An 18,376-nucleotide genomic window follows, 5' to 3' on the forward strand; every position below is an offset into this window, starting at 1 on the left:
GCCCGCCACCTAACTGTCTACGCTTAAAGACTAAAGTTACCTTTAGCCCTCCAAGACTCGCTACGAGCGAATGGCTAGTTCTTACTCGACGGGAATCCCACCCGTTATATGATACGACCTAGGCTCGGCCGCACACCTGCCACGTTAGTGGAAGAAGCAAAAAAAGCCCACCGAAAGCAGGCAATCTTAAACTATTGCACCCGTTACTTTAAGTGAAATCATTCACAAACTAAGTTATTGAAATATTGCTTAGTTGTTACAAAGGTTCAAATGATTTTGCCTTACTAATTCGATAAGCTATTAAATAGATAATAATGTAAATTGGAAAGGAATAAAAAACATTCCATTTTACAGTTGTATAAAATCCAATCCATTCAAATAATGGTTCACCTATAAAAGAAGTCAATGCGGAATAAATAACAGCTTTTAAAAAAGGATTTAGAGCTGGTTTAAATTGTAGCCAAAGCATCAGAGTAACAGGAATTAAAGTAAAATCCCAAGGTAAAAACGTTGGAATGGTAGGCAATACTCTCCCAGAATAATGCCAAAGCCCAAAAACAAGGCCTAAAAAATCTAGCCAAGAAGCTACACTTAACCCAAAAATTCCAGCTAAAAGCAATCTTGCCTCACTTCCACGCTTTCGCAGTATTATCCATACAAGCCAAGGAATTATTGATAATGCTACTGAAACCCAAAATTCCCAGTGCCATAACGTATGTTCTTTCCAATAGTTTACATATTCCACTTCTACTTGATGTATTCTTTGAAAAAACTTATCGGAACTTATAATTTTTTCTTTTCTAATCAATGGAGTCATCTTTTAATTCACCTTAGAAAAATATATAACTCCAGTATTCCCTATCCTTGTTCAACTATCCTGCACCTTTAGTTCAGTAATAAAGAAGGCTGCCGCAGCAACCCTTTGTTTAACTAAAGCGCCCGTTAGTTTAAGTGAAACACTTCACAAAATGTCAAGAGGGAAGATACAATAGTCATATGATAGAATACCAGCACCCTGGTAGTAGCAAAGGGTCAACAGTTATCATTAGTCACTGTCATATATGTATATTAGTCTATATCTATAGTTATATTCATTGTCCCTAGGGGTAAGCCTACCTAAGGTAGGTGTATTCAGGTACCCCCATAAGCCTGGCATGGGTGAGGCACCCGTCTGAGCCGTGCTATTTATACGGTACGGATTTTAGAACCATCATGGTAAAAAGTAGTTAAAAAATACGTCCTAATAAAGGACGAATTCTAACCTCATAAACCCTACCAGAAAAAATGGGCACTGATTAGAATTATTACTAAGATAAAAAATACAACATTTAAAATAAGGCCATTTGGTTTTTTACCCATTTTTATATTTATCACCTCCATTTATAGGTTGATATAATATATGTAAAAAAGTTATATCTGTATGGACAAGTATATAGTCAAATAAAAAAAGCGTCATTAGGCGCTTAAAAGTGGTGTCAATGGTGGTAAAACTAGGACTACATTATTTTATGAAAATAATTTTGATAAATAAATAGGACAAATGTGGAGTTTAAGGGGAAATAGTCCTCTTATAAATATCGTGGAAGTAAAATTATATGTATAGGTAACGCTTCCCAATTTACACCTTTAAAAAATACCAGTAACCGTGATATTTCATATCAATAAACAAATCAAAGATATTTTGGAAAGCAATAGTAAATGTCCAAATGCAAACTATTTGGATAGAAGTTAGTCGTTTATTTGTCTTACATATGAGGTATTTTTCCAATAAAAATAAAATAAGCGATGCTTCTTGAAGTATCAGGATTTAGTCAGGAGTTTTCTGGTTTTTTTATTTCTTAAAAAATTTTATTGTACGTACTTGTCCCTTTCATTATTTTCTTATTTACATAAAATAAATTATTAGTTCATACCACAACCTTATATCTTCACTTTCCTTGAAAGCGTCAAATTGACGCTTTTTTATTATTTGTTTCACACTTGTCCATTTCATTTTTGAAGACCATTACATAAACTACTGTAAGCAAGCATATTTTTTCACTCTCTTGTAAAGCTTCATTATTGACGCTTTTTTTATTTACTTCACACTATTTATCAAAGCAACATAAATAAGATATAGATTTTCCTCTTTCTTGTTGCACTAACCTGCCAATTTAGCTCAATAAGAAAAAACGCTGTCGAAACAACGTTTTGTTTAACTCTTGCATCCATTAGTTGAACAAAAATTCTTCTTTATATAAGGTTTCAAATGAATGTTACTTAACATATTCCTTTTCAAAGATTCTTTCCTGCCATATCTGATAAAGATAAAGAATTAATGCTAATATTGTCATTGCTAAAAGATTTTGTAGAGGAGAGAAACTACCGTTTTCTCTTATCTCAAGCTTGTTTAACATTTTAGTAAGACCCATCCCGTAGAAGAGGTCGATAATTAAATTAACAATTATATATATCCAAAATCTACGAAATGTAAAATAAAATATCCATATAGTACCCACCAAGAAAACGCCATAAACTGTAAATAATGGCGCTAATTTATCCCATGTAAAAAGAGTCTCTTTAAATTTCCACCAGTTATATGACCAAGCCATTTGAGCTAATATAGTGTTCAACACGGTGGCAAATAGAGCAACAGGCATATATCTTCGAATCGCTTTACCGTTTAAAAAGAACAAAGAAATCCACGGAATAATAAATAAAGACCAAATAACTACCTTAACCATATTTTTGTCCCTTCTAATTGAACTTTTATATATTATGCCATTTTTGGTTAAGTAATATTATTTTCTATTCAATTAACCTACCCCAGTAGTTGAATAGTTTCTTCCGTTTCAATTTCTAGAATAAGGTCAATAATTCCTCTAAAAAATACATTTTTAGGGAGAGATGTACTTTGTTATTGTCAAAGGCATGGGAAACGTATGAATCAGATAAACGAATTGAAGGGTTCTCACCACAAACATTAAAAGCATACAAACTTCAAGCCACATTACTTATTCGATATTTCAAAGACGTTAAACTTGATACAATATCGACAGGTCAACTAAAAGAATATCTAGCAAAGTCAAGCGAAAAGTTAAAACCTTCGAGTTTAGCTCATCGTATACGGTTCATGAAGTCATTGTTTCGGTGGTCTCATGAAGAAGGGCATATAGCCAAAAATCCTGCCTTCAAAATAAAAGAACCTAAAGCAGGGAAACGTATTCCTAAGTTTTTAACAGAATTTGAAATTGAACATTTACGGGAAGCGTGCACCACTTCAATGGAAAAGGCTTTGTTTGAATTTATGTTTTCAACTGGCTGCCGTATTGGAGAAATTGTTTCATTAGAAAAAATAGAATTAATTGGTCAAACTGTTCCGCTGTCGTAAGAGGAAAAGGAGATAAAGAAAGAGAAGTTTATTTTAATATCCGCTGTGAAATTTGGCTTAAAAGATACTTTGAACAACGCCAAGATGACGATGCCGCCATTTTTGTTACCGAACGGTATCCACACCGAATGAGTATTGCCCAAATGAGATATATCATCAAGCGAATTTCAAAAAGGGCAGGCATAAATAAAACGATCCATCCACACCAACTGAGGCACAGCTATGCTACTCACATGTTAAATAATGGTGCCCCTCTTGAAGTCATTCAGAGTTTATTAGGTCATGAGAAAAGTGAGACTACGAGGATATATGCACAGTTAAGTGGGAGTTTAAGACAAGAGCTTTATAGGAAGTATTTTTAAAAGGGACACAAAAAAGCAATGCTGAAAAAATGCATTGCTTTTCTTCAATTCTTGCACCCGTTAGTGGAATAAGGACCAATCCAAATAAAAATTAAGAAAACGCTCTAACCTAATTCGTGATTGGAGTTATTAATAGATTATTACTTAAAATACATGTAAAGATTTAATCCTTAGATAGTTTAAAACCGATAAGACATCGCTCCAGGGTAATATACTTTTTGTAGGTTAACAACAGCCGTGATGGAATCCATGGTGGTGGTGGAAAGGATAGCCTCCATACCCATAATGATGGAAAGGATAACCTCCATATCCTATACCATAGCCAGGATAGCCTCCATAACCCATGCCCATGCCATAACCAGGATAACCTCCGTATCCCATACCGTAACCAGGATAGCCTCCATAACCCATACTGCCAAAGAATTGTCTTTCCATTTTTTATTTCCTCCTCAAATTGTTTCAAAAATAGTGTATGTGTCCATGTTTAAAGAGGAATAGACGTTTACCTATTATACGTGCTTTCTTGGCTGTCATTAAAAGCTCTAATAAAAGCTCTTCTACCTAAAAATGTTCAATTGCCTAAATACATTTACACGAAATTTGAATAAAATATCCTGTAATAAAAATCTCTTCCATTTTCCTTAACCATCCTAAAAAGGATGGTTTTGTATTTTTTTCTATGTTCCACACTTGTCCAATTCAATTTTTAAGACCACTACATAAAATGGATTAATTTCACTCTATTTGAAGCGTCATTTTTGACGCTTTTTTGTCTACTCCAAATTTGTCCCGTTATATCTTTGTCCGAATAAATACATAATAGGCGTTAAATCCAACATTAGTGAATTATTTACTACTTCAACTATCATATGGTTAGTAGAACAAGAAAAAGATCCGCAGCAGCAACTGTTTTGTTAAACTCAAGCACCCTAAAATTTAAGTTTGCTTCACAATCTTTTACTTATAAGAAAAAATGTGTTGGGTCACCTTGTTCAAAAAATGTTTTAGCCTATGATATTCGCATTTTTTGTCGGCGACCCCCAATATGCTGGAAGAATAATCGTCAATGACAGTATTGATAATTACTTAGGCAATATAAAATTGGATTAGTAGAAATATACTGTTTTTTAATTAACGTATCTGATTCTAAACTCTGTCCAAGTTTAACGGGACGTATATTTTATCCCCATGAATTTGCCTATGTATGATGGGGGTTTCAAAGTATTGATCCAAACGATCTACTTCATTTTTATGCCGTGCTCTAGGTTTTTTTACTCCTAACAAATTTTCGAAGCTTTCTCCAAATAATCTCATTCCCTTTCTCCTTTTTTATTTTAATTGAAATACTATTTTTAACATATCCATATTACGGATTTTAATGAGATTGTTACTAATAAAATTGTTATTAACAAGGTTATTTAGAGTTGTACAAACGAATCGTATATTTTAGTCATTTTAGGGATTTGGTTGAAAATCAATTATTATCTTGTCCAAATTTATTTTAAAAATTTTAAAAGAGGGTTAATAAAACTTTTATGTTCATTTCATTCTTAAATGTGCAACTTTTTTAGGGGACCTATAAGTCTTATTAAAATTTTGGAGGCAAGATTATGGATAATAACACTAAAAAGAAAATTGAAGAGGAAGTATTATGCTTATAGTGGAAGAGTTTCCAAAGGAATAACTAAGACTAAAGATATTTTCGGCTTTTTTTATTCAGCTAACAGAAATTTTTTACTTATACATTTCATTTTCTAAAGTAATCACGTTTTCATTGAAAGAAGTTTTACCAACTTGTTTCGTATTTTCAACTAACCGATAAACATTATCACGGCATTGTTTTGCACCTTTTACTAATAATGGTACCCCTATAAAGTCAATTTTCAATCCTCTCGAGAAAAATCCCCCGAATGACATAACAATTGGAACAGTTGGTGATGTATTGGAGAAAACTATTTTTTCATTAAAATGAAATTTATTTTGTAGTAGTAAAGTCAATTCTTTTAATCCTGGAACAACAAGCTTGTTCCTTTTCCGTCCAATTGTATACACTGAGTTGCCATCTTCATCGTTCCCGTGAAAAATGAGTTTTCCAAAATCCTCTTTTGTTAGTCGATTAAAATATTTTACATTTAATATCTCTTCCGAAGTTAGTGTTCTTTCTGATTGAGGTAATTGTTTTAAATGATATGCGGCAGCCAAAGCCGTGGTATGTGTCCCACCATAATCATGGTAAATATAAATCATAGGAGATCATCCTTTATCATTTTATTTGTTTTTATTATTGGCATTTATTCTAAATCCAATTCGGTTGACTATGTTTACTTCACTTTTGTACTTTTTCTATACTTTTGCTTGTTGAAAATTTGGAAGGTGAATTTTTGGAAAAAAACTTCCAACTTAAGATTTGTAAAAAAGTACTAGCAATTTTTTTCTAAAATTTTAAAAAACAATTTAAGAAATTTAATTTTCCTTAAAGGAGGATTTTACCTTGAAGAAAAACCTTTTTTTATTGCTTGCTGGAACTGTCCTCTCTGCAATGGTTTTAGGTGCCTGTAATGCCAACACTGATAACCGAATAACTCCACAGAGAATCAATAACCCTGACAGGAATGATCGTAACTTAGACAACGACTTGGATCGAAATAATATTAATAATGACCTAAATGAACATGATAACGATTTGAATAACAATTATTATGACCCTTCTGAAGACAAAAACACAGATACTGACAAGGATTTTATTAAGGACAGAAACACCAAGCAAGAAGATATTATCGAAGACGATATTGATAGGAATGACCGAGATAATAAAGACGTAATAAGAAAAAAACAAGCATTCGATAAAATCCCTCTCTATGGAAAAAGTCTATCTATACAGGAGGGATTAATTTTGGTAAAAGTGACAAAAACAATAAGAAAAAATATGGTTCCCAAAGTTCCTAAAATAATACAGAAAAGAAAATATCAAAACATTCAACCGAATTTGAATAAATTAGTGGATATAACTCCAGCCTATATATCCCCTTTTTATAAGTTTCTTTCTAATGATTTTAAGTATAAATCCACCTCATAAACACACTATATAAAAGATTGTCTTTAATTAACTTGCTAGGGGGATTTTTATGAGCGATTTTTTAGGGTTATTTGGTGATGACAGAGCTCAAAATGTTGAGAATGAAGATAGACATGAAAATAACCAAACGAGCGGCGCACTCCAGCTTCATAAAGAAGAGGTTGACATTACGAAAAATAAGGTCAATGCTGGAGAAGTAGTCCTCTCAAAAGAGGTTGTGGAAGAACAAAAAACGGTCGACGTTCCTGTCATGCACGAGGAAGTTGTGATAAAAAGAACGAAATTGAATAACGAACGAAGTGATGAACCCATCAGTTCGGAGGAAACTATCCATATTCCAGTTAGCCAAGAAGAAGTTGAGGTAAACAAATATACAGTGACAACCGAGGAGATCTCCGCTGCGAAACGTGAAGTTGAGGAAACCCGGCATATCGAAGAAACGCTTAAACACGAAGAGGCACATGTTAATACAACTGGAAGTGTTGATATCATTTCCGATGATTCAGGTTTTGAAGATATAAATCATAGCTAAAAATAAAACCACCTTAACATCGTCAAGCAATGTTAAGGTGGTTTCACCATTTCTTATGGAGGGAGATTAAGTTGCATGAAAAGCAGAATTCATCAAATGACCATCATGAAGAAGTAACGCTCAAACTACATAAAGAAGAATTGCAGGTGAGCAAGAAGAGGGTTGAGACAGCAGATGTTAGGGTATATAAGAAAACCTTTACCGAGGTTAAACAAATTATGGTCCCTGTTACCCATGAACAGCTAATCATTGAGAAAAAGATTGTAAATCCAAACAGTGACATAGATTCACAAATTGAAACAATTTGCATCCCTTTAAGTGAAGAACATATTGAGGTTACATTAAATCCAACTGTCCTTGAGGATGTTGAGGTTTTTAAGAAACAATGTGAAGAGCTCATACAGGTTAATGAAACCTTGAAGGAAGAAAAAGTCCAAATAAATACATTCGGGGATATAAATGTAATAGTAGACGATCAATAATCACCCCAATAATGCTTCCAGATTGTGCTACATCAAAGGGCGGAGAAGCAAAGCTAACGAAATTATTATCAAAGGAATGGGCAAAGAGAATGTAAACGCTATCTTCCATATATATTCTTGCCATCCATTCCTCCCTCTAAAACCTAATGGCTTTCTCAAAATTACGCCCGTTTTCTCAGTTTTTCGTATTGGTTTAAATATTAATGACACAAGAAGCATGAATGAGAGTTGAATTTCTTTAAATTATAATTGGGTAGTAAGGGACATTGAAATAATACGCACTTCCTATTTTCCTTTTAGCTTAATAACAATATGGAATCGTCGCAATCCCATTCACAATATAAGCATCCGATAGTAAATAATTTTAATTTGATTTAAATACTTAACAAAGCATTACACCACATTTAAGTGGAATCCTTCACAATCTCTTCTACACCTAATCATGGCGATTATAAACCAAGTTACATATATCTTTTTCGCTGTTAACCGCTTTGGCATAAACCAGATAACAATAAGGTTAATACTTAATGCTGTATATGGAGACCACCACATATTTAAACCACCTAATAAATACAAGTATTAGAGATTTAATTAGTTTTTCCAAATATAGAAAATTCATGACACAATTAAAACTTTTTATTTCACCAACCTGCCCCGTTACTTCAATAAGAATATGCATTACCGATGTTCAGTAATGCACTCAGTTAGTTGAATTAGTAAGTCGTTATATTGCCCAACCCCATTCACCTTTTAAGACATTTTCTCTTTCATCATTATCAATATCTGTGAAATCCCATTCCGTCCGTTTACACTTACGACAAGGTAATGGATAATTCTTGTCTTCATCACATCCAAATAATGTTGAAAAACTTCGTTCTAAATCATTGGGGTCATAGAACAAAGTACAAAGCTCAAAGTCGTGAATATATTGGCATTTACAGAATACACACTCTACAAATCTAAAATCAGCGTAATCATCTAGTATGTCACCTGTTTTAAAATTGTTTGCACTTATCATTACTTTCTCCTTTTATTAAATCAATAGCTTTAAGGTATTATACAACACTATTCTTGTTCCACTAACCTGCCCCTTTAGTGCAATAAAAAAAGCTGCCATAATGACAGCCTAATCTACAACTCTTGCACCCGTTAGCTGAATAAGGGAAATTTCCGTTACCCGCACTTCTTTTTTTACAAAACTATCCATGCTCTGACCCTCCCCCTGATTTTCACTTCTTTCCCCTGTATATCCAGGATTTTTGGACTGTATATTTCTAATGGCTCCAGATCAATATCTTGGGCATAATACAGTTTATATACATTAGAGAGGTGGGATAGTATGAGGCTAAGAAATGGGGATTTTTATACAAATGTTTTTACCAATAAGTTATTTAGGTTAAATGAAGATAAAGATAGTAGCTGGAACTTGAGTTTGCGGGATGAAGAAGGTTATCATGAAACAGAAAAGATATCAGGGCGTGATATGATTAGATTGGTAAAAGGTAGTTATAAAAAAAGCTAATAAAAAAAGCTATCCGATTCCTGTCATACTACCTATAATCAAATTTTTTTAGTGGAAAGTAGGTAAAACTTGAAACAATATAAGATGTTCCAAGGAAAAAGTCGCCTTTATGTCGAATATAGTAAATAAAGGGGATTATCCAATGAATAAAGTTGAGTTATTAAAAAAATTACTAAATAGTAGTCGAGGTAATTTGTTTTCATTAGAGATTCCTACTACAAAAGAAAGTGAAAAAAAGATTCAAGAAATGGTTAGAGTATTAGAGGCAGAAAAAAGAATTAAATTAAGAGAATATGTACAGAGAGAATACTCAGTTTATTTACATGGAATAATTAAGTATGCATCCGAATAATCGGATGCATTTTTTATTGGGGTGAATGACCATAGGGTTCTTCAAGTTATACAGTAAGCCAGGATGCGCAAAGAATTTTTATGAGATTTAGAAATTGTGAACCTTCATAACCCACTGAGCCAATAAATCCCCTAGGCATCTATTTTCTTAAATTAACCTGCCCCGTTTGTTCAATAAGGAGTTCAATAAAAAGTGCGTTAATCCTCATTGGATTAACGCACCCGTTATATACGTTTAGCGTGACGCTTTTGGCGGTTGGCACACGTCACATTTACGTTGGCTATTATTTTTAAATTTCGTAAATGTTTTTTCAAAGTTGCTACCACATGCACATTTAAACAGTAACTTTTGAGAAAAACCGTGGTATTCCGTCGTTAGCAACTTACTTTCCGAATTGTTCTCAACAAATTCTTTAATTTTACCAATCGTCCATCGTTTATTCATTCACTTACACCCCCATTTTTTATTGCTAGTCGGAGGCTTTTCTTGGCATCCGTTCAATTATGAGTAAAAGTCGTAATTATCCTAAGTTCCTCATTATAACATGAGCAGGTACACAATTAAACAAATGGAAGGTATCTTATTAACCTGCCCCTTTAGTTCAACAAGAAAGAGCTTGCTTAATGACAGCTCTGATTTTAAACTCAAGCACCCAGTTAGTTCTATAAGCAACCTCGATAAGTTAAAAAAACAAACACTTTCTACCTAAGGAAAGGTTTGTTAGATAAGACTAATTATTTTAATTTAAGTACTATTTTTCCTTTTGCTCTTCCCGCCTCTGCATACTCCAATGCTTTTTGGGCATCTTCGAAAATAAAAACTTTATCAAGTGTAGGCTTAATCACTTCTGACTCTAACATTTTTGTTAAAATTTTCAACTGCTCTCCACTATGCTTCATAAAAAGAAACGTGTATTGGACATTATGTTTTTTTTCTAGCTTCGTAAGTTTATAACTTGCAATTGAAAATAAGGTTTTTTTAAATGAGCTAAATCCATTTTCTTTAGCAAAGCGACCATTCGGGATTCCAGATATAGAAACAATCTTTCCTCCTTTTTTTAATGTTACAAATGATCTCTCTAACGTCGCCCCCCCAATGGTATCAAGAACTGCGTTGTAGTCACGAATCGAATGTTCGAACTTTTCTGTCTTGTAATTAATAACTTCGTCAGCGCCAAGAGATTTTACTAAATCACTACCATCACTAGCTGTAGTTGCGACAAAAGCACCCATATGTTTTGCAAGTTGGATAGCAAATGTTCCTACTCCCCCTGATCCTGCATGTATTAATATTTTATGTCCTTTTTCAATTCGCAGAATATCATGAAAAGCTTGGTAGGATGTCAATCCGACTAGAGGGATGGAGGCGGCTTCTTCAAAACTTAAATTTTTAGGTTTTAATGCAATATCTTCTTGGTTAACAGAGAGATATTCAGTAAAAGTTCCCATTTTATTTGCTCTAGGTCGACCATATACCTCATTACCGACTTTAAACTTCGTGACACTAGTACCTACTTCAACAATTTTTCCAGAAAAATCATTTCCTAAAATTAACGGCATCTTGTATTTCAATAATAATTTTAATTCACCTTTTCGAATTTTTGTATCAAGAGGATTTATACTTGCCGCATATATCTCAACTAAGACCTCGTCATTATTTATTTTGGGCATAGGGAAGTCTAAAAAATTTGGTTTTTTACCGTAGTTTTCAATTGCTAAAGCTTTCATTACAATCCTCCACATTTTTATTTAACGCACATGTATCTTTTCATAACGAACATAAGAAAAAAGATTATGAATATCCCTAGATGGGATATTCATTAAATAAACTATTTTAAGAAAGGATAATCTGTATAACCTTCTTTTCCCCCTGCATAGAGCGTGTTTTTATCAGGTTCGTTTAGGGGAGCACCTGATTGAATCCGTTCTACAAAGTCTGGATTAGCTAGTACCCAAGTGCCTACTGTGACAACATCCGCAAGATTATTATCTACATCAGACGAAAGTTGATCTAGAGGACGACCTGGACGGTTAACAAGAAGTGATTGATCCCAAAGTTGACGCACATCTTTTAGGAATTGCTCGTTTCCAAAGTGCATTAAATGCAGATATGCAAGGTTAAGCTTATTTAATTCACTTATTAAATAGCGATACATCTCAAGGCTATTTTCCCCCTCATCAATGCCTTGCAGTGTTCCTTGAGGAGAAAAACGGATGCCTGTTCTTTCTGCTCCTATTTCATCAACAACTGCTTTAGCTACTTCAATAGCGAATCGAGAACGACCCTCAATCGTACCACCGTATGCATCTTGACGATGATTGGAGTTTTCACTAAGGAATTGTTGGATCAGATAACCATTCGCTCCGTGAATTTCAACTCCGTCTGCACCAGCTTCAATTGCTGAACGTGCTGCTAAACGAAACTCATTGATAACATCTTTTATCTCAAGCTCACTCAATTCTCTTGGTGTTGGAATTTCTTTCATTCCTTCTGCCGTGAAAATTTCTACACCAGGTGCAATAGCTGACGGTGCAACTGCTTGGCGGTGGTGAGGTGTGTTATCAGGGTGTGATACACGTCCAACATGCATAAGCTGAACAAAAATATGACCGCCTTCACAATGAACTTTAGAAGTTACTTTTTTCCACCCTTTAATATGATTTTCTGTATAAATACCAGGTGTATTAGTGTAACCTTGCCCATCATCTGAAGGTTGGGTTCCTTCGCTTATAATTAAACCGACTGAAGCACGCTGACCATAGTACTCTGCTACTAAATCGCTCGGTGTACCATCTGGTAAAGCTCTACTTCTAGTCATCGGAGCCATACCTATACGATTTTTTAAGTCAATGTTTCCGATACGAACTTTTTCAAATAATCTGCTCATATGAATACTCCTTTTTAATAAGAATTAGAATCAAGAAATGAATTTACGTGTTCTGCAAATAGTTCTGGAAATTGAAACAGATGCCCGTGACCAGAATCAGGATATATAATCAGCTGTGCTTTGGGTAATTTCTCTGTTAAGATATAACTGTTTTTAGTCGGTACCATCACATCATTAACACCATTAGTAACAAGTACAGGGTGTTTGATGTTTTGTAACCATTCATAATCATGATTAGATTTTTGTTTAGCCCATTTTGCAATGGCTTGTAATTGTGCCTCTTTTACTTGTTCTGAACTGTTTACTTTTTTCTGATTAAAAATTCTTTGTAGCGAAGCCATTCCTGCAGATTTACTTGTTTCGGTTTGTTCGTAGAAAAAGAACATAAAATCATTTATTCCATCTTCTTCCGTTCCGCCGTGACGATTCATTCTTTCAAAAATCTCTGGATTTGGATTAATACCAGATTCAGGCGAAGTACCTGCCATAATAATTTTTCTTACTAAATCTCCTTCTTGTAAAGCTAGCTCTTGTGCAACCATGCCACCAATGGAAAAACCAAGAATGTCAACTTGTTCTAATCCAAGAGTTTTTATAAATGTTGCTGTATCTTTTGCCATATCAGCAATTGTAGTAGGCGTTAGTCCATCGGTCTCACCAACCCCTTTATTGTCAAATAAGATTACTGGGCGTGTATTTGCAATAGGTTCAAGCATGTTTGGATCCCAGTTTTCCATCGTTCCTCTAAAGTGAACAAGAAATACTACCGGTATACCATCTTGTGTACCAAATTTTCTATATGCGTAACGAGTTCCATCTGCTTCAATAAATTCTGATTCTGTTGGTATTTTAAAGTTTGTCATTTTTGTGTTCCTCCTTAGAAATTAAAAAACGATTTTATAAGTATGCATTATGATGGTTTGTTTCATGCCGATTTTAGAATGATCGTTCTAAAAAGGGTAAAAAAAGAAAGCTAGTCCAACACTGAAAGTGCTAGAGTGATGATGCCTTCTAATTCTTTTTTATTGTAATTAGTTTTTATTAGTACTCTTATACCTACCAAATTGTTGTGTAAGAAACGAGATGTGTTATCAGAATCGATTTCTTTTGATAGCTCTCCACTAGTTTGGCCCCGTTTTATAAGGTTATTAAACATATCTTCAGTACGGTTAAACATTTTTGTAACTATGCGTCCAATTTCTTTGTCCAACAAAGATAATTCAATGGCTGCATTTACTGTTAGACAACCTTTTGGGTATTGTTCAATGGAATTCAGTATGAAAATAAAAACATCACGTATCGCCTGTTTAATGGATGAAGTGCTACTAATTATGCTTTCCATCTCATTGACGATGAGCTCTTCATAGTGATTAAGGGAAGCTAAGAACAATGAACGCTTGTCACCAAATGTGTCATATATACTCCTGCGGTGTATCCCCATATGATCCACCAAATCTTGCATGGATGTTTTTTCATAACCCTGTTCCCAGAAAAGCTCCATTGCTTTTCTTAATACTGCTTTTTCGTCAAACTCTTTACTTCTAGCCATTTTATTTCTCCTTAAAAAATCCATGAACCAATACTAACAAAAACAAACGTCATAATCTATTATAGAATGAACGTTCTAAAATAAACACATGAATTTCAAACCATGATTAAATAATACTCTTTTTAGAACGATTAGTAAAGAATCATAACTAACCAATAATCCCCAACACATTTGCTACATATCACAATGTTATCCGTTAATGTTCACTTAGGGGTACCGCCAAACATTTCTTCTATTAGTTTGGTTTCTTCAGGATTGTTTTCTTCCACTATTTCAATTAATGGATCAAACTCTTCTACAGATGCACTCATACCAAATAAACAAGAAACAGCAATTAGAAAAACCATCTGAGCCCTTACTCAACTAAACTGCCCCTTTAGTTGCATAAGAACCTGAAATGAAGAAGAGAAAAATTAAGACAAGAAGAATTAAAAGGAAATCCTTCTAGCAGCGTCACGGTGGAGGTCTTGCTGATTTAGTTGGTAGCTTAGGTTGGAAAGTACGGGAATTCTTATTCTTGTAATCATAATCGGCTTTATTTTTGTATCACTCTTCTGTTTCTTTATCTTCCCCCATTTGAACACCCCCTAATTAAGCAACCAGTCCTTTTAAATTTTACCACAAACAACCATTATCCTTGTTGAACTATCCTGCCCCGTTAGTCGAATAAGAAAAAAGCCACCAATATGGCAGCTCCGATCTTTAACTCTTGCTACCCGTTACTTTAAGTGTATTTTTTCACAAACCTTTAATTGTTCATTAAGTAAAGTAATTAGCTTTAGTAATATCCCTTATTACCTTAAAGCAGCTTTTTATTATTAATTCAAATAAAAACTTTAATAAAACATGCCAACAATATAAATCAAACGGAATAAAATTTCCACTTGTAGATCAATTTTGTCCAAATTGAACTCTTATCAAATTTTTCACTTTTTCTCCACTCTTATATTTATATAGGCACGGGTAGCCTTAATTATTGATACAAGTTTATATAAATATGAAGAGCAAGATTATAACTTTACAAAATATGATGGAAAACAAGATTGGGAATACCAAGAGCAAGTTGGTACAAGCAAGTTCTTCTCTTTACCATATATTGTTAAAAACTATACAAAGGAGACATTAAAATTGAATTGGGAGAATTTAGGGTTCGTAATATGTAAACCAGATGCTGTGTACTTACATTTAGAACAAGAAATTTTATCATTTTTGCAGCGAAAAGGTTTTAAGATACTTACTTGCAAATATGTGACTGTTACACCGGATCTATGCCGACTTTTATATTGGAATGAAGGTAACTTAGAGTGGTGGCACGAACTAGAAGCTGAATTCTATAATTTAGGAGAAAGTTTATGTGTGCTGGTTCAAGGTACACCAAAACCACCATACAAATCGGTTTCTGAGCTGATTGTAAAAAAATTGAAGGGAAACTTCAGACCTGAGAAAGCAAAGGAAGGGACAGTACGAAATACGTTTGGTTCAATTAACGGAATATTTAACTTATTTCACGCTGCAGATTGTACAAGTGCTACGAAAAGAGAAGCTGCATTATTTTTTACAACTGAAGAGTTAGAACGATTAACATATCAAGGTACTCCATACTTTCTTAAACAAAAAGAGAAGCACAATCTTGATTTTATAGAAATGTACTTTCGTATCAAGCAGCAATGCATACAAATTTCATCCATGAATCCCGGTGTGAAGAAAAGATATAAAAAATTTATAGATGAGAAGCACATTCAGTCGATTAGTGTAAGCAATTCCATGAAGCAAATTTGGCTGTACAAAACCTTGCAGGAGGAATATCAGATGTTTTATAAGGACATTCGCAAAGACAAATTATTGATGAGTATCACTGACTACAAACATTTTAAAAGAATAAAATTTGATGAGCTATTTCGAGAGTTCGTTACAGTGAGTATAAATCTTACAAGATGGGAAACCTGTTTGTTTAAAACGTCACTGTTATTGGCAGGCAAATTCTCTAAACCATAACAAAAAGACTTCTGAAGAAGTGCTATTTTTTTGTTTTATTTGTTTCCTCCTTGGAAAGAGGTTTTTTAATTTTTGTGAAACTTTTTGATTGGTAAAATCCTATCTGTAGCGAACAAATTTAATTATATTAAATTTCTTTTCCAGAATTACTTGGTTTTTGAAATTGAAAGGCAGGCAGATTCTAATTTTATTCATAAAAAATGAATTTCTTCTCCATGGTAAATAGCTTGGTGCTGCTCCTCGACCTCAACTTTTCGTTTAATTTACTTTCACCAATCGAAAAAGGTTTACCTTAATCGGTTTCCTGTCTTTCAATGAGATTCTTGCTTGCTGTAAAGTGCGACACGAAATCACACTTAACCGTACTGGATCATGATGTTTGCATGACCCAATGTCCTGATAAGCTTTGCATAGTATTTTGCCCGGCAGAGGTTTATAAATGGGAAGGAACACGGATGCAGGTAGGCTTTGAAGGCCGCCATGAATGCGGAAGCTGTCGGATAGGCTGCCCACACGAAAACATTAAATGGGAATATCCAAAAGGCGGACACGGGATTGTGTTTAGGTTAGCGTAAATTGTGAGCATTTTGTGAGCAAATGTGAACATAAATAGAACGCTCTTAACTGTTTGTATAAGTAATTAAGACGTTACTGTTTGATCGGTATCGTCTTTTTGTTTGTCTTTAACAAAATGGCTCTAAAATAGACAGTTTGTCCAATCATTTTTATCCTCTTCTTAATAAATTATAAAGAGAGTTTTAACTAAAAATTAGGGGGTGATTGGAAATATGTCAAGTAGTTCTTCAAGTAAGTCCAGTTCAAATAAGTCCAGTTGTAGTAGATGTAAAGGATGTGTATGCAGACAACTCAGAAAATTACAATCAGGTACTGAAGTAGATTTATTTTTAAAAGGCGGAACAGTAATCGAAGATACCAAGTTCGTTAGCTTCAATAAAAAGACTTGTTGTGCATTCTTCTGTGATAGTGAGGAAGAACCTGGGGTAATCGTTGTCGATTGTAGAGAAATTGCAGGATTCCGATTTGAAGCTGAGTGATTAATAAATAAAAAATAAGGACGATGCATTTTACTGTGTATCGTCTTTTTGTTTGAGTTCTTCATTAATATGGACAATAACAACATCTCAAACACATATATTGTCATTCTGAGAGGTTTACAACATTAGGATTATCATTCACTTGATCCTTAACTTATTTGACTCTAATGCGTGATGAAGAATACCCAGTTCTAGATCACTCAATGCTCTCTTAGGATCAAATAGGTTCAATCCACTCATGTAACTTTTACTCTTAATAAACTCAGTTGACTTTGGCATGGTCGTTTTTGGAGGGAGAGACAAAATGCCTTTTTCCAGCAAATATTGAGTGGCTAACAAATAAATTCTTTGAGTGGTAGAAGTAAGTCCCTCATAAAGCTTTATCACTTGGTTGTTGTAAGCCATATTCATATTCATGGTGCTATTGAGAAATACGCTCGTATTGACTGTGAATCAGCTTCCTTACGGACTTCAAAACAGCCAACAATATCAAGAACAAGAACGGATAAAGAATTGCGGAATACCAAATTTTCCATTGATTGTAATAAAAGTATCTAGATACTTCAGCTAACCACTCGTAAACTACGGCGAAAACCGAGCACCCTATGATGTACCAAAATTTCTGTGCAAAATTCTTCATGTACTGATAGTAATTCAGAAAAATAGCGTTAGCTGCAGGATAAATGCCGAATATGACAATCAAAGATCCCCATTGAACACCTTTCTGGAAGTAGCCGTACCAATCGAGTTTTAGGTCCAAGTAGATGTTTACTATCAGTTCAAAAACGCATGCAAACATACAGGTTGAGAATATCTCAGTTTTAGTCAACTTCTTAGGCATTAACCAGAACACGGCATTAAGTACAATAACCGTCAGTATTAAGAACCACACGTCACCTCACGTCCTTCACTATATTTTCCACAGAATCGAATAATTCATTCGCCATATAGCCGTTACACAGTGCAATTCTTTTGTCTTATTCAAGTAACCTGCCCCGTTAGCACAACAAAAAAAGCTGACGAAACGACAGCTCTGTTCTTCAATTCTTGCACCCGTTCGTAATATAAGGTTAGCCAGATTTTTCTGGTTGACCTTTTTTTAATTGGTTTTATTATATCGGTAGTCGGGGGAGGACGTAGCACCCGTGGGTCTTGAACCCGTCAAGTAAACTGTCCACCCCCTACTTGTATAAT

At 34.1% G+C, this 18,376-nt stretch carries 19 protein-coding genes and 1 pseudogene; 8 read left to right on the forward strand and 12 right to left on the reverse strand.

Going from position 1 to position 18,376, the window contains the following annotated elements:
• Positions 1 to 256: 256 nt before the first annotated feature.
• Both E2K98_RS28310 and E2K98_RS28315 read right to left on the reverse strand, forming a co-directional pair.
• Complete coding sequence (locus tag E2K98_RS28310) at positions 257 to 817, reverse strand: CBO0543 family protein (protein ID WP_133340092.1); 561 nt, start codon at positions 815 to 817, stop codon at positions 257 to 259.
• A 1,438-nt stretch (positions 818 to 2,255) separates the two neighbouring features.
• Entirely contained in the window at positions 2,256 to 2,723 is a 468-nt protein-coding gene (locus E2K98_RS28315; protein ID WP_133340094.1) for a hypothetical protein, read from the reverse strand.
• A 170-nt stretch (positions 2,724 to 2,893) separates the two neighbouring features.
• Here E2K98_RS28315 and E2K98_RS28320 point away from each other — a divergent pair.
• Positions 2,894 to 3,732 (forward strand): annotated as a pseudogene (locus tag E2K98_RS28320) (tyrosine-type recombinase/integrase).
• Positions 3,733 to 3,957: 225 nt separating this feature from the next.
• Here the strand turns inward: E2K98_RS28320 and E2K98_RS28325 are convergent.
• Positions 3,958 to 4,167, reverse strand: coding sequence for a hypothetical protein (locus E2K98_RS28325; protein WP_133340096.1), 210 nt, complete (start codon positions 4,165 to 4,167; stop codon positions 3,958 to 3,960).
• Between the two features lie 1,299 nt (positions 4,168 to 5,466).
• On the reverse strand, positions 5,467 to 5,979 hold the full coding sequence (locus E2K98_RS28330; RefSeq protein ID WP_133340098.1) for a DUF3189 family protein: 513 nt from the start codon (positions 5,977 to 5,979) through the stop codon (positions 5,467 to 5,469).
• A 244-nt stretch (positions 5,980 to 6,223) separates the two neighbouring features.
• On the opposite strand from E2K98_RS28330, the gene E2K98_RS28335 reads away from it, so the two are divergent.
• The 3 genes from E2K98_RS28335 to E2K98_RS28345 all read left to right on the forward strand — a co-directional run bounded on the left by E2K98_RS28335 (position 6,224) and on the right by E2K98_RS28345 (position 7,822).
• Positions 6,224 to 6,808: a hypothetical protein gene (locus E2K98_RS28335; RefSeq protein ID WP_133340100.1), complete on the forward strand. Its 585-nt coding sequence runs from the start codon at positions 6,224 to 6,226 to the stop codon at positions 6,806 to 6,808.
• Positions 6,809 to 6,857: 49 nt separating this feature from the next.
• Positions 6,858 to 7,340, forward strand: coding sequence for a YsnF/AvaK domain-containing protein (locus E2K98_RS28340; protein WP_133340102.1), 483 nt, complete (start codon positions 6,858 to 6,860; stop codon positions 7,338 to 7,340).
• A 71-nt stretch (positions 7,341 to 7,411) separates the two neighbouring features.
• Positions 7,412 to 7,822, forward strand: coding sequence for a YsnF/AvaK domain-containing protein (locus E2K98_RS28345; RefSeq protein WP_165976416.1), 411 nt, complete (start codon positions 7,412 to 7,414; stop codon positions 7,820 to 7,822).
• A 724-nt stretch (positions 7,823 to 8,546) separates the two neighbouring features.
• Here the strand turns inward: E2K98_RS28345 and E2K98_RS28350 are convergent.
• A complete protein-coding gene (locus E2K98_RS28350; protein ID WP_133340106.1) occupies positions 8,547 to 8,840 on the reverse strand; it encodes a hypothetical protein in 294 nt (97 codons plus the stop codon).
• Between the two features lie 321 nt (positions 8,841 to 9,161).
• Between E2K98_RS28350 and E2K98_RS28355 the strand changes: the two genes are divergently transcribed.
• Together E2K98_RS28355 and E2K98_RS28360 are read left to right on the forward strand one after the other, a co-directional pair.
• Positions 9,162 to 9,344: a hypothetical protein gene (locus tag E2K98_RS28355; RefSeq protein ID WP_133340108.1), complete on the forward strand. Its 183-nt coding sequence runs from the start codon at positions 9,162 to 9,164 to the stop codon at positions 9,342 to 9,344.
• Between the two features lie 142 nt (positions 9,345 to 9,486).
• On the forward strand, positions 9,487 to 9,696 hold the full coding sequence (locus tag E2K98_RS28360) for a hypothetical protein (protein ID WP_133340110.1): 210 nt from the start codon (positions 9,487 to 9,489) through the stop codon (positions 9,694 to 9,696).
• A gap of 234 nt (positions 9,697 to 9,930) precedes the next feature.
• Here the strand turns inward: E2K98_RS28360 and E2K98_RS28365 are convergent, their stop codons facing one another.
• From E2K98_RS28365 to E2K98_RS31315, 6 genes are all read right to left on the reverse strand, one after another.
• Positions 9,931 to 10,140, reverse strand: a complete 210-nt coding sequence (locus tag E2K98_RS28365) for a hypothetical protein (RefSeq protein ID WP_133340112.1) — start codon at positions 10,138 to 10,140, stop codon at positions 9,931 to 9,933.
• 290 nt (positions 10,141 to 10,430) lie between these two features.
• A complete protein-coding gene (locus E2K98_RS28370; RefSeq protein WP_133340114.1) occupies positions 10,431 to 11,423 on the reverse strand; it encodes an NADP-dependent oxidoreductase in 993 nt (330 codons plus the stop codon).
• A gap of 101 nt (positions 11,424 to 11,524) precedes the next feature.
• Positions 11,525 to 12,583 carry an alkene reductase gene (locus E2K98_RS28375; RefSeq protein ID WP_133340116.1) on the reverse strand — a complete coding sequence of 353 codons (1,059 nt, stop codon included), beginning with the start codon at positions 12,581 to 12,583 and terminating at the stop codon, positions 11,525 to 11,527.
• A 14-nt stretch (positions 12,584 to 12,597) separates the two neighbouring features.
• Complete coding sequence (locus E2K98_RS28380) at positions 12,598 to 13,446, reverse strand: alpha/beta fold hydrolase (protein WP_084006895.1); 849 nt, start codon at positions 13,444 to 13,446, stop codon at positions 12,598 to 12,600.
• 110 nt (positions 13,447 to 13,556) lie between these two features.
• On the reverse strand, positions 13,557 to 14,132 hold the full coding sequence (locus E2K98_RS28385) for a TetR/AcrR family transcriptional regulator (protein WP_133340118.1): 576 nt from the start codon (positions 14,130 to 14,132) through the stop codon (positions 13,557 to 13,559).
• A gap of 203 nt (positions 14,133 to 14,335) precedes the next feature.
• Positions 14,336 to 14,479 carry a hypothetical protein gene (locus tag E2K98_RS31315; protein ID WP_165976417.1) on the reverse strand — a complete coding sequence of 48 codons (144 nt, stop codon included), beginning with the start codon at positions 14,477 to 14,479 and terminating at the stop codon, positions 14,336 to 14,338.
• A 781-nt stretch (positions 14,480 to 15,260) separates the two neighbouring features.
• On the opposite strand from E2K98_RS31315, the gene E2K98_RS28390 reads away from it, so the two are divergent.
• Together E2K98_RS28390 and E2K98_RS28395 are read left to right on the forward strand one after the other, a co-directional pair.
• Positions 15,261 to 16,127 (forward strand): nucleoside-diphosphate kinase, encoded by an 867-nt coding sequence (locus tag E2K98_RS28390; protein WP_165976418.1) that lies wholly within the window; start codon positions 15,261 to 15,263, stop codon positions 16,125 to 16,127.
• 314 nt (positions 16,128 to 16,441) lie between these two features.
• Positions 16,442 to 16,702: a ferredoxin family protein gene (locus E2K98_RS28395; RefSeq protein ID WP_133340122.1), complete on the forward strand. Its 261-nt coding sequence runs from the start codon at positions 16,442 to 16,444 to the stop codon at positions 16,700 to 16,702.
• Positions 16,703 to 17,603: 901 nt separating this feature from the next.
• Here E2K98_RS28395 and E2K98_RS32255 read toward each other — a convergent pair.
• Complete coding sequence (locus E2K98_RS32255; protein ID WP_308914255.1) at positions 17,604 to 18,023, reverse strand: CBO0543 family protein; 420 nt, start codon at positions 18,021 to 18,023, stop codon at positions 17,604 to 17,606.
• Positions 18,024 to 18,376: the final 353 nt, after the last annotated feature.

This window comes from Bacillus salipaludis (genome assembly GCF_004358205.1).